Below are 25,227 nucleotides of genomic sequence, written 5' to 3'. Positions count from 1 at the left end.
CCGCCAGGACGGCGGCGGCGATGCGCCGGGCCGTCGGCAGATCGCTGCCCTTGCTGCGCGCCGCGACGCGCGGATCCGCAGCGCGCGCCGCAAGCGGCGCGAGGAGCGCGATCAGCAGCGCGAGCGCGCTAGTACGACTGCGCGAAATACGTCTGATACCGCGCGGGCTCGCCGCACGCGACGCAGATCTGCGCGCGCGGCGGGCCCGGCTGGATGTTGCGCGTCGTCGCACCGGTCGTGTCCTTCACCGCGGCTTCGCACGACGCGAGCCCGCACCACGGGATGTCGATCATCCCCGCGCGTTCGGTGCACATGCGGTAGAACTCGTCCCGGTCGAGCGTCGCGACGGTGCGACCGGTGAGGAACGTCTTGGCCTGCGCGAAGAGATTGTGCTGGATCTGCTCGAGGACCGTCGGGATGAACGCCACCACCTCGTCGAGCGGGACCTGCTGTTTCTGACCGTCTTCCTTCACCGCTTTGTCGCGGCGCACGAGCGTTGCGACGCCCGCATCGAGGTCGCGGTTGCCGATCTCGAGGCGCACCGGGACGCCGCGCATGTCCCACTCGTTGAACTTGTACCCCGGCGACTGCCCGGGACGGTCGTCGAGCTTCACGCGCAGCCCCGCGTCCTTGCAGGCCCCGTAGAGTTCGCGCGCTTTCGTGTAGAGTGCGCTCGCGTCGCCGCGCGGGATCGGGACGATGACGACTTCGGTCGGCGCCATCCGCGGCGGGATGCGCAGGCCGCGGTCGTCGCCGTGCGTCATGATCAGCGCGCCCAGCATGCGCCACGACATCCCCCACGACGTCGTCCAGCAATACTGTTCGGTCTGATCTTCGGCGGCGTACGTGATGTCGTAGGCGCGCGCGAAGTTCTGGCCGAGTTCGTGCGAGGTCGCCGACTGCAGCGCGCGCCCGTCCGGCATCAGCGCTTCGATCGAGAACGTGTGGTTGGCGCCGGCGAAGCGCTCCGATGCGCTCTTCTCGCCCTTGTAGACGGGGACACCGCAGACGTCTTCGGCGACCTCGCGATACACCTCGAGCATCCGCGCGACTTCTTCGGCCGCCTCTTGCTCGCTCTCATGCGCGGTGTGGCCTTCCTGCCACAGAAACTCCGCGGTGCGCAGAAATGGGCGCGTCCGCTTCTCCCAGCGCATCACGTTCGCCCACTGGTTGATGAGCACGGGCAGATCGCGGTAGGACTGGATCCACTCCGCGTACATCACCCCGATGATCACTTCGGAGGTCGGGCGGATCGCCAGCCGTTCGGCCAATTTTTCGCTGCCGCCCTCGGTGACCCAGGCGACTTCCGGCGCGAAGCCTTCGACATGCTCCGCTTCTTTGGTCAGCAGCGACTCGGGGATCAGCAACGGGAAATACGCGTTCTCGTGGCCGGTCTCTTTGAAGCGGCGGTCGAGTTCGGCTTGGAGACGTTCCCACAGGCCGTAGCCGTACGGGCGCAGCACGAGGCAGCCGCGCACGGGCGCCTGCGAGACGAGCTCCGCGCGGTAGCAGACGGCTTGATACCACTCCGAGAGATCGGCGCTCTTGGGCGGTATGCGGTCGAGGGTACGTTCCATGGCCAATCGGCCGGGGTTCGCGCAGGTGGTGGCGCGTCCTCTCCGCCGAAGTGCGTCGCCATGCCGAAACTCACGCGCATCTACACGCGAACCGGCGACGACGGGACGACCGGCCTGGTCGGCGGCCAGCGCATCAAGAAGAACGCGCTGCGGATCGAGGCGTACGGCACGATCGACGAACTCTCGTCGGTGATCGGCCTCGCGCGCACCGCGCTCGCCGACGTGAAGCGCACGCGTCCGGTCCAGGATCTGCGGCGCGCGCACGAAGTCGCGGCCGAACTCGACCGCTGGCTGGCGTGGACGCAGGACGCGCTCTTCAACCTCGGCAGCGATCTCGCGACCCTGCCGAAAGATCGCTGGGAAGGGATGCCGCTCATCGGACCCGCGGACGCGCAGGCGCTCGAGCGCGCGATCGATCGCGCGCAGACGGATCTCGAACCGCTGGCGAATTTCATCCACCCCGGCGGCGCCTATCCGGGCGCGTTTCTCCATCAGGCACGCACGGTCTGCCGGCGCGCGGAACGCCTGCTGATCACGCTGCGCGACAATGAAGCGATCTCCGACGACGTCGTACGCTACGTGAACCGGCTCTCCGACGCGCTGTTCGTGTGGTCGCGCTGGATCAACCACGCCCTCGATCAGCCCGAGGCGCTGTGGGACGCGAAGACCGCGCCGCCGTCCTGAGATGCGTCTGGATCACATCGCGTCGCCGAGCTTCGATCCCGCAGCGACGCACCGGTTCTACACCGAGCTCCTCGACGCCGTGCTGACGTTCGCCGTGTCGGGAAACGCCGGCGCGCAGCGTTGGCTCCTCGTCGAGTACGCCCTCGGCGATACGACCCTCGCGTCCCTGACCTACGCCGGGATGACTCCGCCGCGCGGCGGCGATCTGCCCGACGACATCCGCCACGTCGCGTTCAGCGTCGCCGACGCCAACGGGCTCGAACGACGGCGCGCAGCGTTCTCCGACGCCGGCGTGCGGTTCAAGGTCGAGCTGCACGCACCGGACGACCCCACCTCTACGTGTACGATCCCAACGGCTTGGTGATCGAGTACGCGCTGCCGTGGGAACGCACGGCCGACGATGCGCGCAGCTCCGCCGCGACGCTGCAGTCGTGGCTCGGCGGGCCGTAGTTCGGGGCCGGCGTTTCAACGCCAACCTCAGCCTAGCCGATCTTCCCGTCACGCTCGAGAACGACCGCGCGTTTGGGCGCGAGCGCGATCGCCGCGTCGAGCGCGGCGCGCATCGAGCCGTCGTCGGCCCGGCCCGTCCCCGCGATGTCGAACGCCGTCCCGTGATCGACGCTGGTGCGAATGTACGGCAATCCCACGGTGATGTTCACGCCGGCTTCGAGGCCCATCACTTTGATCGGGCCGTGGCCCTGATCGTGATACATCGCGACGACGATGTCGAAATCGCCGCGCACCGCGCGGAAGAACAACGTGTCCGCGGGGAGCGGACCGTCGACGGCGATCCCTTCGGCGCGGGCGCGCGCGACGGCCGGCTCGATCTGCTTCTCCTCCTCGCCGCGCCCGAACAGACCGTGCTCGCCCGCATGCGGATTGATCCCGCACACGCCGATCCGCGGCGACGGGATCCCCGCGCGCACGAGCGTCTCGTGTGCCAGACGGATGACGGTGTGGACGCGTTCCGGCGTGATCCGCGCGATCGCGTCGAGCAGCCCGATGTGCGTCGTGACGTGAATGACGCGCAGGTTCGGCGCGGTCAGCATCATCGCGAACTCTGCGGTGTGCGAGAGCTCGGCGAGGATCTCGGTGTGCCCGGGGAAGCGGTGGCCGCCGGCGTGCAGCGCCTCCTTGTTGAGCGGCGCCGTGCACACGGCATCGATCGCGCCGTCGAGCGCGAGCCGGTTGGCGCGTTCCAGATACCGGAACGCGGCGTCGCCGGCCTGCGGAGAGATCGCACCGAACGGAACGCTCTCGGGCGCGAGCAGCCCCAGGTCGACGACGTCGAGGAACGCGGCGTCCGGCTCCCAGCGGTCGGCGTCGGTGACGGCGCGCAGCGTTTGCGTCGAGCCGACGATCGTCATCGCGCGCTGCAGAATCGATGCGTCGCCGATGACGAGCGGACGGCACGCCGCGTAGTACGCGCGATGACCCAGCGCCTTCGCGATGATCTCGGGTCCGACGCCGGCGGCGTCGCCCATCGTGATTCCGATCGTCGGCCGGCTCATGCGATCGCCCCTCTCCGTAACGTGCTGAGAATCTCGCGATACGTTCCCGGTTCGCCGAATCCGCCGGCTTTCGTGACCAGCCGATAGTCGGCCCCCATCGCACGCGAGACCGGGATCCCCGGCGCCGTCTCCGCGAGCACCGACAGCCGTCGAATTCCGTGCGCGTCGCAAAACGTCCGCGCGATGTCGCCGCCGCTGAGCACGATCGTCGATCCCGGCCGCCCTTGCCACAGCGGCGCAGCGGCCGCGACGAACAGCTCGCGCAGCCGGCGGCTCGCGGCGCGGAACGCCGCCGTCGAGCCTGCTTCCGCAACCGCTGCGGAGACCGCCGCCGGGCTGCCGTCGAGCGCGACCAGCACGTCGTCGCCGCGGGCGACCGCCGCCGTCGCCGGTGCGAGCGCTCCGCGCACGGCAGGATCGGCGCGCGCGACGGCGGCGGGATCGAGGACGACGACCACTCCGTGCGCACCGAACGCGGCGATCTGACGCTGCGTCATCGTGCTGAGGCTGCCGATGAGGAACACGACCGGCCCGGTCGCCGGTAGCACGACGCCGGGAACGCCCCCGGACGCCACGGCGCCCGCGTCGAGCACTTCGATCAAGCCGGCCGATCCGACCCACAGCAGTTCGTCTTCGAACCCCGCGATGCTCGCAACGGCGGACAGATCGGCGTCGGTCTGCGCGTCCGCGATGCAGACGCGCACCCCTGCGCGCCGCGCGTCGGCGACGGCGCGCCGGATCGCCGCAGTCCCGGCAAGCACGGTCGCCAGCGGGATCAGCACCGCATCGGTGTCGAGATGCGCCGCGATTCGCGCATCGCGCACCGGCGAAAAGAGATCGCGCGCGAAATCCGTGCGGTCGAGCGGAACGCCTGCGACGTAGACGGCCCCGTCCACGACGGTGCGCCGGTTCTTCGGGTACGCGGGACACACGATCGCGGTCGCGGCAGGCCGCGCTTCGAGCAGCGCGCGCAGTTCGGGCCCGAGGTTCCCGCGCAGCGTCGAGTCCATTTTTTTGACGACTAGCGGCAGCAGCCGCGCCGGCAGGTGCGCGGCAAACGCGCGCATCCGCGCGTAGGCGACCGCGGGTGTCTCCGCCCGCGAATCGAGGTCGACGACGACCACGTCGGCAGGGTCCGACTCCTCCCAGGGACCGGCGGCGTCGAGCCGGACCGTCGTGCGCTCGCCGCGCTTCGCGAACTGCACGCCGGCGTCGCTCGCGCCGGTCAGGTCGTCAGCGACGACGATCCGTTTCACGGATCGTCCCGGCGTTCATCCGTTCGTCTCGTCGTCGAGCCGCGCGTAGACCGCCGCGGCATGCGCGTATGCGGTGTTGGCCGCCGGCACGCCCGCATAAGCCGCGACGTGCAGCAGAATCTCTTTCACCTCGTCCCGCGTCACGCCGGTGTTGCGCGTCGCGCGGACGTGGAGCTCGAGTTCTTCCCAGCGGCCGAGGGCCGCGGTGATCGCGATGGTGAGCATGCTGCGCGCGTGCCGGTCGAGACCGGGCCGCGTCCAGAGTTCACCCCACACGTTCTCGGTGATGTAGCGTTGGAAATCGCGAGTGAACTCCGTGGTCGACGCCGCCGCACGGTCGACGTGCTCTTCGCCCAGCACGGCGCGACGGACGCTCATCCCGGTCTCGTACTGCTTGTCGCTCATCCTGCGCCTCCGTTCAGCCCGCGCGGCATTCAGGGTCCCTCCGGCGTCGCGAGCGCACGCTGCGCGCGCAGCAGCGCGACCGCCGTGACCGCATCGTTGATCCGGCCGTCGGCGCAGGCCTCCAGCGCGTCCGCGAAGTTCATCCGCACGACCGCGATTTGCTCCACGTCCTCGGGCTCGAGCGCCTCGGGGGAGAGGTCGCGGCCCAAGAACACGTGCACCGCCTCCTCGACGAGCGAAGGGAGTTCGTACACCGTGCCCAGCGGCGTCCACATCGCCGCCGTCACGCCGGCTTCCTCGCGCGACTCGCGGATCGCGCACGCCAACGCGTCTTCGCCCGGCCGACAGCCGCCCTTCACGACCTCGACCACGACCGCGTCGACCGCGTAGCGCGGCTGCTGCACCAGCAGCACCTCGTCCCCGTCGAGCAGGACCGCCGCGCTCGCGCGCGGCGTCACAACCACCCCGTGCACGCCGGGCGCACCGGTCGGATGTACCATCTCGTGCGCTTCGAAGCGAAGCCAAGGATTCTCGTAGACGGTGCGCTTTCCGCGGCGCACGAACGGCGACGCGTTCACGCAGCGGTCCGTTCATCGGCGTCGATGTCGCGCAAGTTGAAGAGTCCAGGCAACGAGTAGTACACCGTCACGGCGATGAAGACGCCGATCGCCGCGCGCGGCGCCCAGAACGCGAGCACGGTACCCAGCACGTAGAAGAATGTCCCGATCCCGCCGCGGATCATCACCGCACGGGTCACCGGCGGGGCTTCCGGATCGCTCCGCACTGCGGTCTGCCACACGGCGAAGTACGCGATCGACATCAGGGTGAGCGTCAGTCCGTACAGGAGCGTCGACGACGGCAACGGACCATAGCGCGAGATCAGGGCCGTCGGGAACGGCACGAAGCAGACGATCGCGAGCAGGACGAGGTTGAGCGCGTTCACGCTCCGGTTCACCCGCCGCACCGGCGCGAACGTGGCGTGATGGTTAAGCCAGATCAACCCGACGGTCGCGAAGCTCAGCGCATAGGTCACCAGCGGCCCGCCCAGCGTGAGCAGGAACGCGCGGACGTGCGCGTCGTCGGGCTCGTGAAGTTCGGGGACGTGGATCTCGAGGACCATCAGCGTGATCGCGACGGCGAAGACGCCGTCGGTGAAGGCGTCGAACCGCCCCTTGTGCATCGCATCCCGGCCGACCAGCCGTTTCATGCCAGCTCGATCAGACCGTCGGGTTCCACGACGGGCTCGATCTCCTGCGGATTCGATCGCCAAAACCCGTACGAGAAGAAAAACACCAGCCCGATCACGAGCGCGATCGAAAAGAAGATCCAGGTGTCGCGCGAGAGTCCGAAGATCGCGAGAAACGCGGAGAACACGATCCCGAGGATCGGGAAGAGCGGGACGAACGGGACGCGGAAAGCGCGCGGCAGATCCGGCCGCCGCCGGCGCAGGTAGAGCACGCCCGCGCACACGACGGTGAATGCAACCAGCGTGCCGATGTTCACCAGCAGCAGCAATTGCGTGAGCGGAAAGATCAACGTGAGGATCGCGACGGCGACGCCGGTGATCATCGTGGTGACGACCGGCGTCTTGAAGCGCGGGTGGATCGCCGCCACCTGCGGCGGGAGCATCTTGTCGCGCGCCATCACGAAGAAGATCCGCGTCTGTCCGAGCAGCGATGAGAGCGCGACGCTGGTCGTCCCGGCGAGGATCCCGATCGTGATCACCCAGTTGAGAAACGGCAGGTGCAGCGGCGCGAGCGCCGCGATCAGCGGGTTCTTGTCAGGAATCTGCGCCCACGGCATCGCCCCGACCAGCACGATCGCCGTCGCGCAGTAGATCACCGTCCCGATCGCCAGCGCCCCGATCACCCCGAGCGGCACGTCGCGCTGCGGATTCTTGCACTCTTCCGCCGTCGTCGTCGCCGTGTCGAAGCCGATGTAGCTGAAGAACACGTAGGCGGCGACGGGGATGATCCCGATCGGCTGCGACGCTTCGGCGGCGCCGCCGAACGGCTGGATCGCGCCGAGACCGTGCGGGACGAAATCCGCGAGGTTGCCGGGATGGAACAGCGCCAGCCCGGCGACGATGAAGACCATCAGCGCCGAGATCTTCAGCACCACGAAGATGTTGTTCGTCGTCGCCGATTCACGGATCCCGACCGAGAGCAGCAGCGAAAGGCCGAGCACGAATGCGGCGCCGAGTGCGTCGACTTGCGAGTGCGGAAGATCCCACGTCCACACTTGCCAGAACGCGCCGTGCGTCACCAGATTCGACTGCTGCGCCCAAAACGGCAGCACGATCACCGGCTTGAGCGCGTCCTGGAGCGCGGCCGAGAACTGCTGCGCGACCGGCGCCGCGCTGATCCCGTATTCGAAGATCAGCGCGAAGCCGATGATCCACGCGAAGAGCTTCCCCAGCGTCGCGTATGCGTAGGTGTACGCGCTCCCCGCAACCGGAACCATCGCGCCGAGCTCCGCGTAGCAGAGAGCGGCGAAGAACGACGTGACGCCGGCGAGCAGGTACGACAAGATGACAGCGGGACCGGCGCCTTTGACGCCGGTCCCGATCGTGGTGAAGATTCCGCCGCCGATCATCGTGCCCAGGCCGATCGCGACGAGATCCTTGGCAGTGAGCGCGCGGCGGAGCGTTTTGCTCCTGCTCAGCTCGCGCAGCTTGTCGACCGAACTCGTGGCGAACAGGTCGGAGACGAAGGACATATCCGGCGCGGCTTCGCAGGCGGGCCGCGCCCGTCCCTCCGCTACGCGGCGACCGCTCCGGCGCGCGCGTCCAGAACCAGGCACACGCGGCGCGCGATCAGCAGCTGCGCGATCGCGAGCGTGTGCGAGGTGCGCAGCCCCTTCGCGTCGCTGAAGACGCCCAGCGTGTCGACGCCGCCGGCCAGGTGGCGCGTCCCCATGTGGCGCCGGATCTCGGCCTGCACCGCGTGCGCCGTCTCGTCGTCGACGTCGCCGTCGAGTTCGATGATCGTGCGGGGAAACGGTCCCTCGCCGCCCTCGATCTGGCGCAGGTGCGTCGAACGGCTCGCGAACTGGCTGTAGTCGAGCGGGGCGAAGCGGCCGCCCTTCGCGATCCGCGCGTCGAGCTTCGCGTTGTCGGTCTGCGGAGTCGCGCGCGAGAACGTTACGCACAGATCGGCGTGCTCCCGTTGCGGCGCGATGTGCGCGTCGATGTCGGGCCGGCGCGCTTCGATCTCCGCGCGGACCTGCTCCTCGGTGTAGCCGCGCTGCGACATGTCGCGTTGTACCTTCCACGCGACCTTCAGGTCGGGCTGCGGATCGAGCCACACCGAGACGTCGAAGAGCGCGCGCAGCGCACGCGTGTAGAGCGGGAAGAGCCCGTGCACGAGGACGATCTCGTGCGACGTCACCGTCTCGCGCGGCCCGAACGTTCCGTCGCTGTGATCGTAGACGGGTTTCGAGATCGTCTCGCCGTGCGCGAGCCGCCACAAGTCTTCTTCCATCGACGCGAAGTCGTTCGCGCGCGGGTTGAGCGCGGTGAGCCCGACGGCCTTGCGCTGGGCACGGTCGAGCGAGTGATAGTCGTCCAAGCAGATTTCGACGATGCGCTCGGCGCCGAACAGTGCGTCGAGCCCTTTGCACAAGGTCGATTTCCCGGTCCCGGAATCCCCGCCGACGGCGACCATGATCGGACGTGCCATGACGACCTGACCCTACCGCACGCCGCGGCCCGCGGTCGCGCGCGTCAGCGTGACGTGTCGATTTTCGCCCGCAGGATGCACGAGCCCGGTCGCGGAGCGAAGAGTCGGCGATGCGCGTCGTCTTCCGCAGTCCGATCCTCCGCCCGCAGTTCGAAGAGCTCGCCGGCCGCCACGGCGTCGCGTTCGTCGTACCGGAGGACGAGGCTGCGCTCCACAAGGCGCTCGCCGACGCCGACGCGCTGTGGATGTGGCCGGACTTCTACGACGCCGGGCTCGTCGGCGCGATCGCACCGCACGCGCACCGTCTGCGCTGGGTGCAGCTGCAGACGATGGGCTACGACCCGGTCGAAGCGCACGGCATCCCGCCGGGGGTGACGGTCACGACGGCAGGCGACGCCTTCGCTCCCGCGGTCGCGGAACACGCGCTCGCGCTGCTGCTCGCGCTCGTGCGTCAAGTGCACCGCGCCGCTCGCGCGCAGCGCTGGGATCCGTCGATCGCTGCCGGCATTGGGACGCTGGTCGACGCGCGCATCGCGGTGCTGGGGTTCGGCTCGATCGGGCGCGAGATCGCGCAGCGTCTGCGCGCGTGCGGCGCGCGCGTCGTCGCGATCACGCGCCGCGGGGTTCCGCATCCGCTCGTCGACGAGATGCATTCCGTCGAGGAGCTGGCCGCCGCGCTCGCCGGCGCGGACGCGCTGATCGTCGCCGCGCCGCTGACCGCAGGGACGCGCGCGATCGTCGGGGCCGCGACGCTCGCGATGCTTCCGCCGCGCGCCGTCGTCGTCAACATCGCCCGCGGCGGGCTGGTCGACCACGATGCGCTCCTCGCGGCGCTCCGCCACGGCACGATCGCCGGCGCGGGGCTCGACGTCACCGACCCCGAGCCGCTTCCCGGCGAGCACCCGCTGTGGCGGCGGCCCGACGTCATCGTGACGCCGCACGTGGCGGGTTACGGCGGCGCCGTCTCACCCCGGCGCTTGCTCGAGCGCGTCGAGCGCAACTTGACCCTCTACCGCGCCGGCGCGCCGCTGGAGAACGCCGTCAACCTCGTCGCCGGAGCGTGAACGAAACGTCACGATTGCGTCGGGCCACTTCCGTTTTCTACCTAAGGGTTGGTAGCATCATCGGAAACCGTGGAGCTCTTCGAGCAATTCTTCGGACGCCAGGACCAGTCGTGGTTCGAGAACGGCGGGATCGGAGCACGCCAAGGAACCTTTCAGGCCACCGCGCTCGGCGGCGGCCGTAAGATCCCCGTGCTCGGCACCGTCGTCGCGCGCGAAGGGCTCGCGTTCATCTCCCCGAGCCGCATCGCGGAGTCCGAACTGCAGGTAAGCTTCACGCTGCGCGCGCGCCCGATCGAAGCGCGGGTGCTCGTCGAGCGCGGCGAGTCGATGATGGCGCGGGCGAAGCCGGTCCATCGCTACTTCTGCACGTTCACCGCGATCGCGGCCGACGACTGGGACGCCGTCATACGGTATGTCGACAACGTCCCCGAGCCGACGGGCGGCGAGGTCGTCGCCGACGCCGACGACGCGTTCCTCACCCTTCCGAGCGCGACGCAGACCGCGATCGTCGCGAAGCTCGTCGCCGCGCGCCGCCTCGCGCCGCCCAAACCCGGTCAGGTCCCGCTGATCCGCGTCTCGTGCGGCCCCGTCCGTCAGCTCGGCGACGGCCGCATCGCGCGTGACGTCTCGATCCGCAGCCGCGTGAACGTCGATCGGCAGATGACGAACTTCGACACGCGAGTCCGCATCTTCTCGAGCGGCACCGTCGACCTGCTCGACTAGGCGACTAGAGCCCCAGTGCCCGGCGCACGGCGGGCAGAAAATTCCGTGACACCGGGACCTCGCTGCGCAGTTTGTCGTCGACCCGCAGGAGATACGAACCGCCGAAGTAGGGTTCGACCTCGACGACGCGTTCGGGGTTCACCAGATACGCGCGATGGACGCGTAGAAAGCCCGCCGGTTCGAGGCGCGCCGCGGCGTCCGCGAGCGATCCTTTCCAGCGCAGGTCGCCCTCGCCGATCCGCGCGGTGACGACGTGTCCGTTGGCCTGCAAGTAGCGAATCTCGGCGACTTTCACCAGCCGCGTGCGCTCGCCGTCTTCGAGCGCGACGCGCCGCGGAATCTCGGCCGGTGCGGCGTGCGCGGCGCCGGGGGCGCGCGACGCGCGCAGGCGCTCGACGGTCCGCGCGAGCCGCGCCTGCGAGACCGGCTTGACCACGTAATCGATCGCGGCGAGCTCGAATGCGTCGACGGCGCGCGAGTCGTCGGCGGTGACGAAGACGATCTGCGGCGGTGACGGCAGCGCGGCGATCACGCGCGTCGCCTCGAGACCGTTGAGCCCCGGCAGATTGATGTCGAGAAACGCGACGTCGTACGGCGTCGCGGCGAGCGCGCGCAGCGCCTCGATCGCGTCGTTCGCTTCGTCGATCACGGCGTCGCTCGCGACCTTTCCGAGCGCGTATACGAGCTCGCCGCGAACGAGCGGTTCGTCGTCGACCACTAACACGCGCACGCGGTCACCATCATCGCGCGGCCGCCGGGAGGCGCGCGGGGACCGTAAAAGAAACCATCGTTCCGGCGCCGCGGCCGCTCTGCACTCGCAGGCCGCTGCCGGCGCCGAAGAGTCTCGTGAGCCGCTGGTTCACGTTGTTCATCCCGATCCCGTTGCCGCGCGGCGGGGCCTTCGCATCGAATCCGACGCCGTCGTCGATCACCGCGATCTCCGTCCCCTCGCCGTCGGGACGCGCGATGACGCGCACCGTCCCGCTCCCGCCCTTCGGCGCGATCCCGTGCGCGATCGCGTTCTCGACCAGCGGCTGAACGGAGAGGACCGGCACCATCGCGAGCCGCGCGCGCGGATCGATGTCGAACGCGACTTGCAGGCGTTCGCCGAAGCGCGCCAGTTCGAAGCGCAGATACTGCTCGACGTGCTCGAGCTCTTCGTCGAGCGAGACGAACTCCGCGTGCTGGGCCAGCGAGTCGCGGAAGTACTCGGCGAAATCGACGACCAGATCGTGCGCGCGCTCCGGATCGGTCCGGGTCAGCGCCGCGATCGTCGTGAGCGTGTTGAAGAGAAAGTGCGGTGCGACGCGCGCGCGCAGCGCGTCGAGCTCGGCCTGCGTGACCAGCGCTTCGCGCGCGTCGAGTTCGGCGACCTCGAGCGAGGTCGAGAACACGCGCGCCAGACCGACGGCGACGCGCTCGTCGTCCTCGGCGATCGGCGTGCCCGCGCGGTACAGCTTGAGCGCGCCGATCGCCTGACCGCGCACGACGAACGGCGCGATCGCGACCGAGGTCAGCGGACAGTCCGGATGCGGACAGCCGATCTCGGCCCGGCTGCGGCCGGTGCACGACTGTCTGGTCGCGATCGCGCGGTGGGTGAGGCCGGTGAGCGCGGGGCCGCCCACGACGTGATGGTCTTCGCCGCGGCCGACGTATGCCAGCACGTGCCGGGTGTCGACGACCGCGCACGCGTCGAGGTTCAGGTTCTCGTAGAGCAGCGTCGCGGTGAACTGGGCCGACTCGGTCCCCAGTCCGCCGCGCAGATGCGGGAGCGCCTCGACCAGCAGATCGAGCACGTTGGTGCTCACCGTGCGCTCCTTTCGCTCACGACGCGGCGAACGCTCCCGCGCGCAGCACGTGCTCGACGAACCGCCGTGCACCGTCGGTCGGCGCGCGATCGCGCGCCGCGGAGAGATGCCAGTCGCGCTGCAGCGGCGTCTGCGCGGTGGAGATCTCGACGACGTCGCCGGCGGTCAGGTCGCGCGCGAGCGCGCCGCGCGAGAGCAGCGAGACGCCAAGCCCCGCGCGCACGCAGCCCAGGATCGCCGCATTCGAGCCGATCGTGACGCTGGGCGGCGCGATCGCCAGCGCCTCGAAGAGCGCATCGGTCGTCGCGCGAGTTCCGCTGCCCGGCTCGCGCACGAGCCACGTCGCCGCGCCGAGCGGCGCGTCCGCCGCCTGCCGCGCTCGGACAACGACCAGCGCGTTGGGTCGCCGCGCCCAGCTGACGAACCGGTCGTCGGGCGGCCGCCCGCCCAGGACGAGATCGACCTCGCCGTGAGCGAGCAGATCCCAGACGGCCTCGCGGTTGGCGACCCGCAGTTCGACGGCCGGCGCGTCCGGCGCCGCGGCGAACCCCGTCAGCAGGGCCGGGACGAGCTGCTCCGCCGCCGTGGTGACGACCGCCAGCCGCACCCGCGTCGAGCCGGCCCGCGCGGCCGCGCGCGCCTCCACCACGGCTTCATCGAGCAGCGCGACGATCTGCCGGCCGTAGTTCGCGAGACGCTCGCCCGCCGGCGTGATGCGCAGACCCCTCCCATCCCGTTCGACCACCGGGGCGCCGACGGCGCGCTGGAGCGACGCTAGCGCCGCCGAGACGGCCGGCTGCGAGACGACGAGGTGCTCGGCGGCTTCCCGCACCGAGCCGGTCCGGGCCACTTCCAGGAACGTCCGCAACTGGTGGAGTGAGAACATAAGACGGTTCTTATGAATCTACGCAAGGTATGTATTGGACGTCAATGCGTCCCAAGGAGCGCCGACAAGGGGTTGCCGGTAGTCCCGTGACCAACGTCCCGTAGCGGAGTTCCGCGGGTTCTTTCTGCGGACGCCTCGAGGGCCTACGCTCGAAGCGGTCCGGCCAATGGTTCTGCTTGCCGTCCCGCCTCCGAAAGTGATCAGTTGTTTCGTCAAAGAGTAACGGCGCGTGTTCGGTAGAGCGCTGCATACGCTCGTGACGCAGGCGCTCGGCACGCTCGCCGTGATCGCCCTCGGCGTGGTGCTTGCGCGCGTGCTCGGACCCACCGGCCGAGGCCTCGTGTCCTACGCTTGGCTCGTGCTCGGCCTCGTCTCCGTCTACGCCGAGGGTCCGGCGGCCGCCGTCGTCGCCCAGTATGCGACCGACAAGATTCGCCGCCCCGACGTCCACCGCGCGATGCTGTGGTCGCTGCCGGTGCTGATCGTTCCGGCCACCTGCGGATTCATCGTCGCAGCGCTCACGCTTCGCGGGCAAGGACCGCTGCTCGCGGTCGCGTGCGCGCTGCCGTTCGCGATCTACGCGCAGTGCGTGAAGGGTTTCTTCCTCGCCGAAAGCCGCATTGCTAAGGCCAACTTCATCGACCTCGTCGCAGTCACGTGTTCCGCAATACTCGGTTCGGCCGTCGTCCTGCTCGGAGGCGGGATCGTCGGCGCGCTTGCCGCCTGGGCGGCTGCGTACGTCGTGTCCGCCGTTTACGCCGCGATCTCGCTCGAACGCGCGCCCGCGCTGCCCAACGCAACGAAGCACGGCGAGCCGGTTGCCCTCGCGCGCGACCAGTTCGTGTTCGGCGGGAAATCCGGGATCGTTTTCGGCGTCGGATATGTAAACTTGCGCATGGGTCTGTTCGTGGTCGCCGGGGTGCTCGGCCCGGCGGCGCTCGGCGTCTTCACGATCGCCGTGAGCGTTTCCGAGCTGCTCTGGAAGATCAGCAACGCAATCTCCTGGAGCGCCTTCGGGCGCATCGCGGGCGAAGACGACGAACGCGTGCGGTTGCTGGTCGGTCGTCTGACCCGGACCATCGTGCTGATGGAATCGGTGCTCGCCGCGTTTCTCTTCATCGCCGGTCCTTGGCTGATCGTTCACGTGTACGGCTCGTCGTTCGCGGGTGCCGGCCTGCCGTTGCGCATCATGGTGCTCGGGATTGCGGCGTATGCGATCGAGCCGGTTTTGGGGTATTTCCTCCTCGTGCGGTGCAAACGGCCGATGCTGGTCCTCGCGATCCAGCTCATCTCGGCGGCGGCGTGCGCGGCGATCGCGTTTGCGACGATCCCGGCGTTCGGCCTGGCCGGCGCGGCAGTCGCGACGGCAGCATCGTACGCGGGCGTGGTGATGGTGAAAGCCCTCATCGTCGCGCGAACCCTGCGCCTGCCGCTCTCCGCGCTGTTCATCCCGCGGGTCGACGACGCACGGGCGATCGCGCGCGAGGTGATCCGATTCGTGGAACGGCGCCGCCGGGACGCGATCGGTCCGAGTGAGGCGGCGGCATGAGGACAGCGGTCGGACGGCCACGTCAGTACGGCCGCATGGTCGCCGTCGCCTACTTCCTCGCAGGAGCGCTCGCGGCCGCGATGATCGCCGGCGCGCCGATGATTCCGTTCTCGGGGAGCACGTTCGGGATCGAGGCTGCCGTCGCGCTGGCTCTCGCACCCGTTGCGATCGCGCTCGCCATCGAACGCCCGCTCATCTTCCCGTATGCGCTTTGGGCGGCGCTGGTCCCGTTCGACAACCTGCTGGTGCTGCCGGGGATCGGAAAGATCGCGAAACCGCTGGGGGCGGCGGCCGCTCTGGCTGCGATCATCTCGATGCTCGTTCGCCGCAGAGGGCTCATCCCGTCGGCTGCGGTGGGCGGCTGGCTCCTGCTGACGGCGTTCGCCATCGCGAGTTTGTGGTGGACGGAAGACACCGCGCTCGGCACCCTCATGCTGCAGATGCTCGGCGGCCTGCTTGCCGTGGGCGCGATCATCGCGATGGTTCCCGCCGACGAAACCGATCTGATCGCGCTCTTTTGCGGCGTCGTCGGCGGCGGCACGGCCGCGAGCATCTTCGCCATCATGGTGCACTCCGCGACGGGCCAGTGGATCTATATCAACTCCATCGACCACAACCATTTCGGCGCGGCGCTGATCCTGCCGGCCCTCGCCGCGACGGCAGCCGCGATCTCGCTCCGCGAACCCGTGCGCGTCACCCTGTGTGCGCTGGCGGCGGTCATCTGCGTCGCGGGCATCGGCATCACGGAATCACGCGGCGCGCTGATCTCGTTCGGCTTCGGCGTCGCGTATCTCATCGTTCGGTCGCCGCACCGCAAGCAACTGATCGGGGCGGTGCTCGCCGGCGTCGCGATGCTCGCCCTCATCCCCGGTGTCTTTGCCCGCTTCAACGATCCGACGACCAGCGACGCCTCCGGCCGATATCAGATCTGGCACATCGGTTTTGCAGCGTTCAAGCACCGCTGGCTAGCCGGTCACGGGTTCGGCTCGTTTCTCGCCGCCTATCAGGCCTCGTTTCTGGAGTATTCGCAGTCGGTCGCAACCGCCCAGCGCATCCAGCAATCGCACAATATCCTCGTCCAGTTCGGCGTCGAGCTCGGGCTCGTGGGACTCGCCCTGCTCCTGCTCGCCTGGTGGTGGCAATTCCGAACCCTTCGGCGGATCGGATTACACGAGGGCGGGTGGACCGATGCGCGGTTTGCGATCGAGGCAAACACGATCGCACTCTTCGTCGCCGCAATGTCGCTGGACTTCGTGACCTTCAAGTACACGTGGCTGTCGATGTCTGCGGCCTGGATCGTGCACGCCGCGTACCGCTCGCGGACGGTTCGAGCGGCGGAAGCCCGGCTTGACGAACCCGCCCCTCACCCGTATGCGCTCGGATTCAGCAGGTTCTCTCTGCGTAACAGACGTCGAGGATTCGCAAGTACCGCGACCAATTCACGCCCGTTGTATCCGGGAGCGCGTATTCCGTAACGTAGGGCGCGATCCTCGATGCCATCGGTGAGTGCGACCAGCTGTGCGTGCGCGCGTACACCGTCATCGGCGAAGGAACGCCGAAGGGTTCGAATTGCGCACCCTCTTCGAGCATCACCACGTAGCCGTCGGTGTGGTCCATGTTGCCTTGCGCGCTGTCCATGATGTAGCCGCCGTAGCGGTGCAGCGCGTGCATCACCGTCTTCGTATCCGCCGAGCCGGGAAGGGCGTCGATGGCGGCGTCGCTCATCGAGAACCAGATATGCGCGCCGAACGGCGTGTGCGGGCCGGCACCAGAGCAGATCGTGTCACCGTCCTGGATCGCCGGATAGACGTGCCGCTTCGCCACACAGTTCGTCAGCATGAACAGTGCATGCGGGATGCTGTGCGTCGCGAGTTCGCTCTCGCGAATCAGGCCGGCCGCGAGTGCGGCGCCGCCGGCGGTTGCGGCATTGTCGGGCAGCCCGTTGCCCATCTGTCCGCGACCGGAGAAGAAACTGCCGGCGTTCTGTCCGTTGCTGAACGCGATGGTATCGCCGGTCTGCCAGTCTCGCCCGGGAAGGTCGTGGACGTCCCAGAGATCGATTTCGTCGCCGTTCGGCTGCACGACCGCAAGATGATGATCGCAGCACGTCGCCGGACGTGCTTTGCGCGGGATGCGAATACGCGGCGGGGTGCCGACCCCGTTCTTTCCCCAATCGTTGCAGTAGCGGGTGCACGCGGTGCGGACGAGCGGATCGTCCGACGTCGCGAACACGATGGGGTGAGAGACGGCGTCGGTCGCACCGTACTCTTGCGTCCGCAACGACCCGGCGGGTGATTTGTTGTGGTCCGCCTGCGCGACCGCGATGATCTGCGCGGAGTCGGGAAGCAGTCGCGGATGCGTCAGGTTTCGCACCCGAGTGTTCCAAATCGAGCTGGAAGCGTACGGCCGGAAACCAACCGGCCACTCGACGCCGTTCCGCAGAGCGCTGCGCTTCGACGACGCTGCCGCCGCGCCCGGAATCCGAGCCGGCGGCATCGCAGTAAGGATGACGCTCGCGATGACGCTGCCGGCGACAGCCCCGAGCACGGTGCGCGAAGAGATCATTGTGCGCCGAGGTTTTGCCCGACATCGGCACCGGTCCTCGGACACCGCACGCTTCCGTCCCACGCGTACGCAGGGGGCCGGCTGTAAAGCCCGCCCCCTGCAACGTTCAGCAGGTCTTCTGCGCGTAACAGGGATCGAGGATCTGGAAGAACTGCGCCCAGTTCAATCCCGAGTTGTCGCTCTGGTAGTACTCCATGACCTGGACCATCTGCGTCGGCCATCCGACCGACCGCGCGTACGAATCGAGCGGCGGAGTTACCCCGAACGGACTGAACTGCGTGCCGTCCTCCAGATACGCGGCGATGCCGTCGGTGTACGCTAGCGTCGTGTTACCGCCGGAGTCCATGACGTAGCCGCCGTACTGATGCAAGGCGTGCAGGATCGTCTTCTGATCGGTGCTGACGTTCGAGAGTCCGTCGATCGCCGAGTCGCTCATCGAGAACCAGAAGTGTGCGCCGAACGGCACCTGCGCGCCGGAGCCGTTGCAGGTGTTGTCGCCGTTCTGAATCGCGGGATAGACGTGAGCGACGCCGACGCATCCGCTCGCCAGAAAGAGCGCGTGCGGGATGAGGTGACTGGCCAATTCGCTTTCCCGGATCAACCCCGCGGCCAGCGCCGCGCCGCCCGCGGTTGCGGCGTTGGACGCCGTTCCGCTCAGACCGGCCTGACCCTCGCCGGTGTAGAAGTTGCCCTGGTTCTGGCCGTCGCCGAATTGGATCGTGTCGCCGGTCTGCCAATCGCGCGACGGCGGAATGACGGCCCACATGTCGATCTCGGTACCGTCCGGCTGGATCACGGCGAGGTGGTGATCGGTACTGCCGCTCGGTCGCGCCTTCGCCGGAATACGGATCTGGCCGAAGCCTCCGGTCACGCCGGGGGAGTACGATGTGCTCCAGCCCGAGCAGTACTGCACGCACTGCGCGGTGACCAGCGGATCCGACGCGCTTGCAAACACGACCGGGTGCGACACGTCGTCGAGGCCGCCGAACTCTTGCGTGTTCAGACTGATCGGCGTGTAGTGGAACCCAATGTTCGCTACGATCGCCGCACTGTTGGTGAGCTGCACGGGGCTCGTGGTGTTCGTCAGCTTCGTATTCCAGATCGAGCTTGCCGAGTACGGGCGGAATCCGGTCGGCCACTCCGACGCGTTCGCCGGCGCACCGACCGGCGCCGACGTCGGCGCAGTCGTCGGCGACGCCGTATGCGACGGCGTCGGTGCCGGTGTCGGCGTGCTGCTGGGTGCCGGTGACGGAGCACCTCGGTGGATCTTCAACGTGCCGGGAGAGATGCTGACCGACGGATCGGGGACCGTTGCCCCGATGCTGACCGCGGACGTGGACGTGGACCCGTTGTAGGCGAGGGTGACCTGTGCCGACGGCGAGCTGATCTCGGTCGTCGAGAGCGCCGTCGCCCCGCTCGCGTCGTCGCTGGTCAGCCGGATCGGCGTGCTGTACGGATCGCCGCCGACGATCGTGAAGCCGGACGCGTCTTTTGCGGCGACGGTGACCGCGACATTAGCCGGCGCACCGGGCGCGATGTCGGTCGGGTTGACCAGCACGGCAACGCTCTTGACCACGCCTCCGAACGTGAGATTGACGGAATTCTTCTGTCCGCTCAGGATCATCGTCGTTGCTTGACCCGTGCCCAGAACGTTGCCCGTTGCGCGCGGCCCATCATACAGCGTTGCGACGAACGTCTGAATGCCGGCGGGGACCGTTTGCGACGCCGAACAGGTCGAGGTGCAATCCACCACGCTCGTGTTGCCGGCGACGGCGATGGACGCGGACTTCGTGCCGGAGAGTGACGACGTGCTCCGCGACGACGAACTCGTCGTGACCGCCGGGATGCTGATCACCACGTCGACGGACGCGGGGCTGAGCGCGTTCGATCGGACGGGCGGAGCCAAACTACTTCCGCCACCGCTGCACGCGGTTACAATGAGCGACAATGCGAGTGCCGAAACCGGGAGTCGTACATGAAAATACAGGGGACGGTCCCTCCGGCGCGTGTCGAAACAAGCTCGTCTCAACGAGCCAAAATATGAGCGTGGATGAAACTCACGGCATTCGAGGCGCGACCATCGAAGGACGCGTGTGCGCTGCCTCACGTGCGACGTTCGTCGAACTCAGCCGAGAGCGTACGGCGCTCTGCGCTTTCCGTTTTCTTTACATCGGCACACCGGAGCGGAAGTCTTACCTGCTCCCGGCCGCTGTGAAGTTCAACACATCGACCCGCAGCGAGAATTGACGCGGTGTCGCAGACGCTTTCGTGCGCGAAAGGTATGTTGAACGACGCGTTAACGCGTGCAAATACCACGCGCGTGCGATCTGCGGAGATCGCAGCGCATACGTGCGTTTACGCGCGCGAACGGCGCCGCGCTACGGCGCGGCGTTCAGCGGGCCGGGATTCGGGTTTGCGCTATTGCGGCGCTTCGACGGCCGCGGCCGGAGCGGGCGCGGGGGCACCACGAACTGCGCGCCAGCCAGCCGCGCGAGAAAACATTCTCTCAACGAACGCCACCATCGGACGACGGACGCGATCCGACGTGAACGTGCGCTCGACGAGCCACCACAAGGCGAACCCGAACGCAACGCCGACAACACATGCGAGAGGCGGCGGCACGTGGAGATATTCGGCGATCACGACGACCGGCTCGTGGATCAGATAGATGCTGTACGATGCGACGCCGACCGCGATCGCGGCACGCGTCGAAATCGCCGACCGGATCGCTGGCGAGCGACTCACGAGCACGACGAACGCGAAGGCGGCGAAATCCCACAGGATGCGTACCCGGACGTTGTCGATATCCGGATGCCGAAACTCCCACACGGCGGCGACGACCGCCGCAACGACGCCCAAACCGATTAGCCACGCCGGCGCGGTGCGCCGCCGCAGAAGCCAGTCGGCCGCGACGATGCCGAGCAAGAATGCCGGCAGCGCGACCAGCATCGTGAGCGACGTGCCGAAGCCCGGGATGCGCAAGTTGAGCAGGACGGCGAGAGGGCATGCCGCGGCAACGAGCCAGAAGACGCGCCGCGCGCGCACGTAGGCCAAGAGCGCGAGCGGGAAGAGCAGATACCAGATCGCCTCCACGCGCAGCGTCCAGAACGAGGCGTCGAGCAACTGCTCCATCCGTGCCGCGAATACGAAGTGCGCCGCAAAGCTCGGCAGCGTCAGATGCGGGGTCATCCCCTGCGGTTCGCGCGCCGCTGCTGCTCGCCATAGCGCCGTCAGCGCCGCCAGCCCGAACAGGACGAGCACGACGTAATACGGCGGCAAGATGCGGACCGCGCGCTTTGCGAAAAACGCGCTCGCCGTGAAGCCCAGGTCGCCGCTGCGGTGATATGATCGCAGAAACGGGAACGCCAGACACAGGCCGCTGATCACGAAGAACAGCTCGACCCCGTGGCTTCCCGAGGCGGCCAAGCCTTGAACGTACAGGGGCCACGTCGAGTGCACGACGCCGTGATAGAGCACGACCCCGAGGACCGCGATCGCGCGCAGGCCGTCGACGTGGTCGAGGTGGACGGCCTCGGAATTCTTCGCCTGCCCGGACACTGTCCGGCGATCATAGCAAATGGGGTCCCGCCGGCCATGGGTCGCGCGGCCTCGCCTGCAGACCGGAGGCCCAGCACGGCCGTCCGGCCGACACTTCGCAGGCGGAACGCCACGGGCGGAGCGGGGCAACAGACCGTGACCTTCCGCCCTGGCGACCCGCGAGCGGCAACGCTACATTCCCTGCATGGAGAGCCGCAGGCGGTCGCTGATTCCAATCGCGATCGTGTGCGTCGTGCTGGGAGCTGGGTTCCGGCTGTGGCACCTTGACGGCCAGACGTTCAGCTCCGACGAAACCGTCGCGGCGCAGCACGTCGCGGGCTACGTCGAGCAAGACGTCCTGAACGCGCTCGGTGATGCGCGCCCGGTTCACGCGAAGGAAGCGGAACGATTCGTGGTGCCGACCGGGGAACGTGGGACACGCAGCGTTGTCGCCGCGCTGGCACGCGAGGATCCCCAGCATCCCCCGTTGTTCTACGTTCTGGAGCGCTGGTGGCTGGCACCGGCGGGGCCGTCGATTGCCGCCGAACGCGCGCTCTCGGCGATCTTCGGGCTGCTCGGGATCGCCGCGACATGGTGGCTGTGCGCGCTCGCGGGACGCTCGGCCGTTGCCGGCTGGGCGGGCGCCGCGGTCTTCGCGCTCTCTCCGTTCGAAGTCGTGTACGCGCAGCAGCTCCGCGAATACGCCCTGTTCGCGACCTTGACGATGGCATCGGCCGCCCTGCTGATCCTGGCACTGCGCGCGCCGCGATGGTGGACGATCGTCGCCCTCGCGATCGCCGTCGCCGCGGGTCTCTATACGTTCTCGCTCTTCGTCCTCGTCGTGGCCGCAGAGGCGACGATCGTCGTCATCCTGCGGCCGGCGCGACGTACCGCCCTCGTCGTCGCGGCGGCCTTCGCCGCGGCGCTCGTCGCGTGGTCGCCGTGGATGGTCGTCCTCGCGCGCGGACGCGATCTCGTGACGTCGACGAACGATTGGTCCGGAACGCGCTGGTCGCCGCTCGCTCTCATCGCGAAGTGGCTGTACAACGCGGCGATCTCGTCCTTCGATCTCATCTATCTCAACGCGCGGTGGGCTCCGCTCGCGGCGATCGTGCTCCTGATCGTCGGCATCGCGCTGTGGGAAACGCGCAGAGCGTCGGCGGAAGCGCGAGCGATCGTGTGGGCGCTGCTCGCATGGACATTCGGCGCGCTCGCCCTTACCGATCTCATCGCGGGCGGCCATCGTTCGACCGTCGCGCGCTACACGACTCCGGCGTATTGCGCGCTGATCGTCGCCGTCGCGGTCTGGGTGTCGACCGGTTGGCGCGGCGACGGCAAGCGCTTCGCCTTTCGTTCGGCGTGCGCACTGCTGCTGTGCGTCTTGGGCGCAGCGTCCCTGGGAACGCGGGCGACGCGCACGGTGTGGTGGGATAACGCGAAGGAAAGCGGGATCCGTCCGATCGCCGCGACGATCGACGAAGCGAAGCTGCCGGTACTCGTGACGGACGGCAATTGGCCGCTCCTCGTCAACCTCTCTCGATACGTCCGGACCAACCCGACGTTGACGCTCGTTTCCGCCGACCGCGTCGCGACGCTGGTGACCGCACACGGCCGGGCTCTCGTCGTCACGACATCGGCCGCGAGCCGTCGCACGGTTATTGCCGCGCGCAGCGTGCGCACGCGCGTGGTCACCGACGCAGCGCGAAGCGCGGATGCGGTCTCGCTGTTCCGAAGCCGCCTCGCGTCCGCGCGCGCCGACAAGGCCGACGACGTCGATGATTCGCACGCCGCGGTGCTCGAGGTGGCCGGCCGCACCGAACGGCCCCCGGGACACCTGACGCGTGACCTAGGACCCTCGCTGATCGCGACGGGCGCTGGTACCGTCGGACGTATCTATGTCCGATGAGCCGGCGGCGAAGGTCGCAGCGCCTCGCGTTTCGGTGATCGTCCCGCTGTTCAACAAGGCGCCGAGCGTCGCGCGCAGTTTGGCGTCGATCGCGAATCAGACGCATCGCGACCTGGAGGCGATCGTCGTCGACGACGGTTCCACCGACGGCGGCGATGCCGCCGTCGCGGCGCTCGGCGATCCGCGTTTCCGGCTGATCCGCCAAGCGAATGCCGGCCCCGGCGCTGCACGAAATCGCGGGATCGCGCATGCGTCCGGGGAGTACGTCGCGTTTCTCGATGCGGACGACACCTGGGACCCGACCTATCTGGAACGGATGATCGCGCGCCTCGACGCGCAGCCGGAAGCCGTCGCGGCGGTCTGCTCGTACCGGACGGAGCGGCGTTCGCTGCTGCCGCGGCGTCTGCGCGAAGGGCTGCGTGACGGGCTCGCGCGTATCGTGCCGGAGACGCCCGCACCGTTTGTCGTCGCGTTGGTTGCGTTCATGGATCCATGCACGATCGTCGTGCGCCGGGCCGACGTCGTGCGCGTAGGCGGCTTCTACGAGCGCGATCGCTGCGTTTACGGCGAGGATGCCTTCCTCGCGTTCAAGCTCGTGTTTTCCGGTGCGATCCAGCTTGTGCTCGCGGACTTGGCGACCAAATATCTCGAGTGCTCGGCCCTCAACGTCCGCCGGCGTGCCCGTCCGCTCGAACCGCTCTTCGTCGGCGCGGCCGAGTTGCGCGCCTGCGCGAAACCGGAGCTGCGTCCGCTGCTCGACGACGCCCTGGCGTTGCGCGCCGGCAAAGCAGCGTGCGTGATGACCTACTGGGGACGCCATCGCGAAGCGCGCAGCCTCGTTGCCGGCTTTACGCGCCGGCGCGACCTACTCCGCGGCTGGGTCGTGCTCGGGCGGCTCTGCGCGTCACCGATCGGCGCACTCGCCGCCGCGGCGCGTCAACTCAAGCCGTAGAGTTCCTGATACGCACGGTAGTGCGGTTCGATCGTGAAGTCGGTGATGAAACGGTTCCGGGCCGCGGCGGCAAGGCGGGTCCGGTCGTCGTCACTCGCAGCGAGCCGTTCGATCGCTTCGGCGATCTTGACGCGATCGTGCGCCGGAACGAGCAGACCGGTTCGTCCGTCGTCGATCGCACGATCGGTCGAACCCACGTCGGTCGCTATGCATGCCAGGCCGCCGCGCATCGCCTCGAGCAGGGCGAGGCTGAGGCCTTCGAAGTGCGACGCCTGCAGATACACGTCGAGCGCCGGAAGATAGCCGTCGGAATTCTCGACGTAGCCGAGAAACCGGACGTTCTCCGGGACGTCCGCACGGAGCGCGACCTCGCCGTCGCCGGCGAAGACGAACACGATGCGCGGGTCGCGGCATGCGCGGGCCACCGCCAGCGCGTCGAGGGCGCCCTTTGCAGCCGTCACCCGCCCCAGCAGCCCGACGACGAACGCATCGCCGGCGAGATTGAACCGGCGCCGCGCGGCATCGCGCTCGGCCGCCGTGAACGCGGCCCGGTTGGGAATCGCGTTCGCGACGAACCCGACCCGGGCGGAACGCGGAAACGAGGGAGCGAGACTTGCGTCCGCGAGGGCGACCGCGTGGCTGAGCGGGGCGCTCCAGCGGTCGAGACGATGGTAGAACGTGAGCGCGAGGGTTTCGTCGTTCATCCCGTGGACGGTCGCGACGAGCCGGCCGATCGGCGCGCCGGCGGCGCGCGCGGCGCGACCCACGATATTCGCCTTGTACCCGTGCGTGTGGAGCACGGTCGCAGGTTCGGCGCGCAGCAGGCGCATCAGCGATGCGAACGCGCCGACCGGAACGCGCCGCTTGCGGCTGCCGAGGACCGCAGTTCGATAGCCGGCTGCCGCCAGCGTATCGACGAGCGCATTGGCGGTGAAGGTCACGAGCTGCGGAACGAGCCCGGCTTGCCGCTGACGCTCCATCAGCGTCGCGATCGCCCGCTCCTTGCCCCACAGCTTCGCCGTGCCCATCACGTCGACCAGATGGACAACTCGAATCGGCGCCTGGCCGGGGGAGCGGGCTTCCACGTGCCGATGCTACGGCTTCCCCGGGGGTCCTGGGAGCCC

23 protein-coding genes are annotated in these 25,227 nt (G+C 68.7%); 8 read left to right on the top strand and 15 right to left on the bottom strand.

Translation table 11 applies throughout. The features are described from left to right. Window positions 1-128: 128 nt before the first annotated feature. Entirely contained in the window at window positions 129-1,577 is a 1,449-nt protein-coding gene (gene proS, locus WPS_RS07925) for a proline--tRNA ligase (protein WP_317997516.1), read from the bottom strand. A 60-nt stretch (window positions 1,578-1,637) separates the two neighbouring features. Here proS and WPS_RS07920 point away from each other — a divergent pair, with 60 nt between their 5' ends. Next, window positions 1,638-2,261, top strand: a complete 624-nt coding sequence (locus WPS_RS07920; protein WP_317997281.1) for a cob(I)yrinic acid a,c-diamide adenosyltransferase — start codon at window positions 1,638-1,640, stop codon at window positions 2,259-2,261. Between the two features lies 1 nt (window position 2,262). Then, complete coding sequence (locus WPS_RS07915; protein WP_317997280.1) at window positions 2,263-2,625, top strand: VOC family protein; 363 nt, start codon at window positions 2,263-2,265, stop codon at window positions 2,623-2,625. Between the two features lie 118 nt (window positions 2,626-2,743). Here the strand turns inward: WPS_RS07915 and pdxA are convergent, their stop codons facing one another. From pdxA to WPS_RS07880, 7 genes are read right to left on the bottom strand one after another with little or no spacing between them, the layout of a single operon-like run. Next, window positions 2,744-3,772: a 4-hydroxythreonine-4-phosphate dehydrogenase PdxA gene (gene pdxA / locus WPS_RS07910; RefSeq protein ID WP_317997279.1), complete on the bottom strand. Its 1,029-nt coding sequence runs from the start codon at window positions 3,770-3,772 to the stop codon at window positions 2,744-2,746. Continuing rightward, on the bottom strand, window positions 3,769-5,028 hold the full coding sequence (locus WPS_RS07905) for a four-carbon acid sugar kinase family protein (protein ID WP_317997278.1): 1,260 nt from the start codon (window positions 5,026-5,028) through the stop codon (window positions 3,769-3,771). The genes pdxA and WPS_RS07905 overlap by 4 nt, the downstream gene beginning before the upstream one ends. A 15-nt stretch (window positions 5,029-5,043) precedes the next feature. Next, entirely contained in the window at window positions 5,044-5,433 is a 390-nt protein-coding gene (gene pcaC / locus WPS_RS07900; protein ID WP_317997277.1) for a 4-carboxymuconolactone decarboxylase, read from the bottom strand. A gap of 29 nt (window positions 5,434-5,462) precedes the next feature. Beyond that, the gene (locus tag WPS_RS07895; RefSeq protein ID WP_317997276.1) at window positions 5,463-6,011 is read right to left on the bottom strand and encodes an NUDIX domain-containing protein; all 549 of its coding nucleotides are present in this window, start codon (window positions 6,009-6,011) and stop codon (window positions 5,463-5,465) included. Continuing rightward, entirely contained in the window at window positions 6,008-6,640 is a 633-nt protein-coding gene (locus WPS_RS07890) for a TMEM175 family protein (protein WP_317997275.1), read from the bottom strand. Before WPS_RS07890 ends, WPS_RS07895 begins: the two co-directional genes overlap by 4 nt. After that, complete coding sequence (locus WPS_RS07885; RefSeq protein ID WP_317997274.1) at window positions 6,637-8,151, bottom strand: amino acid permease; 1,515 nt, start codon at window positions 8,149-8,151, stop codon at window positions 6,637-6,639. Before WPS_RS07885 ends, WPS_RS07890 begins: the two co-directional genes overlap by 4 nt. A 41-nt stretch (window positions 8,152-8,192) precedes the next feature. Beyond that, window positions 8,193-9,113 carry a phosphoribulokinase gene (locus WPS_RS07880; RefSeq protein ID WP_317997273.1) on the bottom strand — a complete coding sequence of 307 codons (921 nt, stop codon included), beginning with the start codon at window positions 9,111-9,113 and terminating at the stop codon, window positions 8,193-8,195. Between the two features lie 110 nt (window positions 9,114-9,223). On the opposite strand from WPS_RS07880, the gene WPS_RS07875 reads away from it, so the two are divergent. Next, the gene (locus WPS_RS07875) at window positions 9,224-10,177 is read left to right on the top strand and encodes an NAD(P)-dependent oxidoreductase (protein ID WP_317997272.1); all 954 of its coding nucleotides are present in this window, start codon (window positions 9,224-9,226) and stop codon (window positions 10,175-10,177) included. Window positions 10,178-10,246: 69 nt separating this feature from the next. After that, window positions 10,247-10,900 carry a hypothetical protein gene (locus WPS_RS07870; RefSeq protein WP_317997271.1) on the top strand — a complete coding sequence of 218 codons (654 nt, stop codon included), beginning with the start codon at window positions 10,247-10,249 and terminating at the stop codon, window positions 10,898-10,900. Between the two features lie 4 nt (window positions 10,901-10,904). Here the strand turns inward: WPS_RS07870 and WPS_RS07865 are convergent, their stop codons facing one another. The 3 genes from WPS_RS07865 to WPS_RS07855 are packed head-to-tail and all read right to left on the bottom strand — an operon-like array spanning window position 10,905 to window position 13,594. After that, window positions 10,905-11,630 (bottom strand): LytR/AlgR family response regulator transcription factor, encoded by a 726-nt coding sequence (locus WPS_RS07865; RefSeq protein WP_317997270.1) that lies wholly within the window; start codon window positions 11,628-11,630, stop codon window positions 10,905-10,907. Window positions 11,631-11,640: 10 nt separating this feature from the next. Next, window positions 11,641-12,708 (bottom strand): sensor histidine kinase, encoded by a 1,068-nt coding sequence (locus WPS_RS07860; RefSeq protein ID WP_317997269.1) that lies wholly within the window; start codon window positions 12,706-12,708, stop codon window positions 11,641-11,643. Window positions 12,709-12,724: 16 nt separating this feature from the next. Next, window positions 12,725-13,594: a LysR family transcriptional regulator gene (locus WPS_RS07855; RefSeq protein WP_317997268.1), complete on the bottom strand. Its 870-nt coding sequence runs from the start codon at window positions 13,592-13,594 to the stop codon at window positions 12,725-12,727. 229 nt (window positions 13,595-13,823) lie between these two features. On the opposite strand from WPS_RS07855, the gene WPS_RS07850 reads away from it, so the two are divergent. Continuing rightward, window positions 13,824-15,143, top strand: coding sequence for a lipopolysaccharide biosynthesis protein (locus tag WPS_RS07850; RefSeq protein WP_317997267.1), 1,320 nt, complete (start codon window positions 13,824-13,826; stop codon window positions 15,141-15,143). After that, window positions 15,140-16,618 (top strand): O-antigen ligase family protein, encoded by a 1,479-nt coding sequence (locus tag WPS_RS07845; protein WP_317997266.1) that lies wholly within the window; start codon window positions 15,140-15,142, stop codon window positions 16,616-16,618. Before WPS_RS07850 ends, WPS_RS07845 begins: the two co-directional genes overlap by 4 nt. Here WPS_RS07845 and WPS_RS07840 read toward each other — a convergent pair. The 3 genes from WPS_RS07840 to WPS_RS07830 all read right to left on the bottom strand — a co-directional run bounded on the left by WPS_RS07840 (window position 16,527) and on the right by WPS_RS07830 (window position 21,266). Beyond that, the gene (locus WPS_RS07840) at window positions 16,527-17,225 is read right to left on the bottom strand and encodes a hypothetical protein (RefSeq protein ID WP_317997265.1); all 699 of its coding nucleotides are present in this window, start codon (window positions 17,223-17,225) and stop codon (window positions 16,527-16,529) included. The genes WPS_RS07845 and WPS_RS07840 overlap by 92 nt on opposite strands. A 589-nt stretch (window positions 17,226-17,814) precedes the next feature. Beyond that, window positions 17,815-19,566 carry a hypothetical protein gene (locus tag WPS_RS07835; protein WP_317997264.1) on the bottom strand — a complete coding sequence of 584 codons (1,752 nt, stop codon included), beginning with the start codon at window positions 19,564-19,566 and terminating at the stop codon, window positions 17,815-17,817. Window positions 19,567-20,126: 560 nt separating this feature from the next. Further along, on the bottom strand, window positions 20,127-21,266 hold the full coding sequence (locus tag WPS_RS07830; protein ID WP_317997263.1) for an acyltransferase family protein: 1,140 nt from the start codon (window positions 21,264-21,266) through the stop codon (window positions 20,127-20,129). 184 nt (window positions 21,267-21,450) lie between these two features. Between WPS_RS07830 and WPS_RS07825 the strand changes: the two genes are divergently transcribed. Together WPS_RS07825 and WPS_RS07820 are read left to right on the top strand one after the other, a co-directional pair. Continuing rightward, window positions 21,451-23,151, top strand: a complete 1,701-nt coding sequence (locus WPS_RS07825) for a glycosyltransferase family 39 protein (protein ID WP_317997262.1) — start codon at window positions 21,451-21,453, stop codon at window positions 23,149-23,151. Then, a complete protein-coding gene (locus tag WPS_RS07820; RefSeq protein ID WP_317997261.1) occupies window positions 23,141-24,103 on the top strand; it encodes a glycosyltransferase family 2 protein in 963 nt (320 codons plus the stop codon). The genes WPS_RS07825 and WPS_RS07820 overlap by 11 nt, the downstream gene beginning before the upstream one ends. Here WPS_RS07820 and WPS_RS07815 read toward each other — a convergent pair. After that, complete coding sequence (locus WPS_RS07815; protein ID WP_317997260.1) at window positions 24,088-25,188, bottom strand: glycosyltransferase; 1,101 nt, start codon at window positions 25,186-25,188, stop codon at window positions 24,088-24,090. The two genes, WPS_RS07820 and WPS_RS07815, sit on opposite strands and share 16 nt — an antisense overlap. Window positions 25,189-25,227: the final 39 nt, after the last annotated feature.

Origin of the sequence: Vulcanimicrobium alpinum (assembly GCF_027923555.1) — a bacterium.
Classification (GTDB): Bacteria; Vulcanimicrobiota; Vulcanimicrobiia; order Vulcanimicrobiales; family Vulcanimicrobiaceae; genus Vulcanimicrobium; species Vulcanimicrobium alpinum.
This window is presented reverse-complemented; position numbering and strand designations above follow the sequence as displayed.

What these genes read in the sequence shown, in the direction of transcription:
- WPS_RS07880 (WP_317997273.1), bottom strand. Translation starts at nt 9,113, where the DNA reads ATGGCACGTCCGATCATGGTCGCCGTCGGCGGGGATTCCGGGACCGGG.
- WPS_RS07875 (WP_317997272.1), top strand. Translation starts at nt 9,224, where the DNA reads ATGCGCGTCGTCTTCCGCAGTCCGATCCTCCGCCCGCAGTTCGAAGAG.
- WPS_RS07890 (WP_317997275.1), bottom strand. Translation starts at nt 6,640, where the DNA reads ATGAAACGGCTGGTCGGCCGGGATGCGATGCACAAGGGGCGGTTCGAC.
- WPS_RS07920 (WP_317997281.1), top strand. Translation starts at nt 1,638, where the DNA reads ATGCCGAAACTCACGCGCATCTACACGCGAACCGGCGACGACGGGACG.
- pcaC (WP_317997277.1), bottom strand. Translation starts at nt 5,433, where the DNA reads ATGAGCGACAAGCAGTACGAGACCGGGATGAGCGTCCGTCGCGCCGTG.
- proS (WP_317997516.1), bottom strand. Translation starts at nt 1,577, where the DNA reads ATGGAACGTACCCTCGACCGCATACCGCCCAAGAGCGCCGATCTCTCG.
- WPS_RS07885 (WP_317997274.1), bottom strand. Translation starts at nt 8,151, where the DNA reads ATGTCCTTCGTCTCCGACCTGTTCGCCACGAGTTCGGTCGACAAGCTG.
- WPS_RS07915 (WP_317997280.1), top strand. Translation starts at nt 2,263, where the DNA reads ATGCGTCTGGATCACATCGCGTCGCCGAGCTTCGATCCCGCAGCGACG.
- WPS_RS07845 (WP_317997266.1), top strand. Translation starts at nt 15,140, where the DNA reads ATGAGGACAGCGGTCGGACGGCCACGTCAGTACGGCCGCATGGTCGCC.
- pdxA (WP_317997279.1), bottom strand. Translation starts at nt 3,772, where the DNA reads ATGAGCCGGCCGACGATCGGAATCACGATGGGCGACGCCGCCGGCGTC.
- WPS_RS07855 (WP_317997268.1), bottom strand. Translation starts at nt 13,594, where the DNA reads ATGTTCTCACTCCACCAGTTGCGGACGTTCCTGGAAGTGGCCCGGACC.
- WPS_RS07825 (WP_317997262.1), top strand. Translation starts at nt 21,451, where the DNA reads ATGGAGAGCCGCAGGCGGTCGCTGATTCCAATCGCGATCGTGTGCGTC.
- WPS_RS07820 (WP_317997261.1), top strand. Translation starts at nt 23,141, where the DNA reads ATGTCCGATGAGCCGGCGGCGAAGGTCGCAGCGCCTCGCGTTTCGGTG.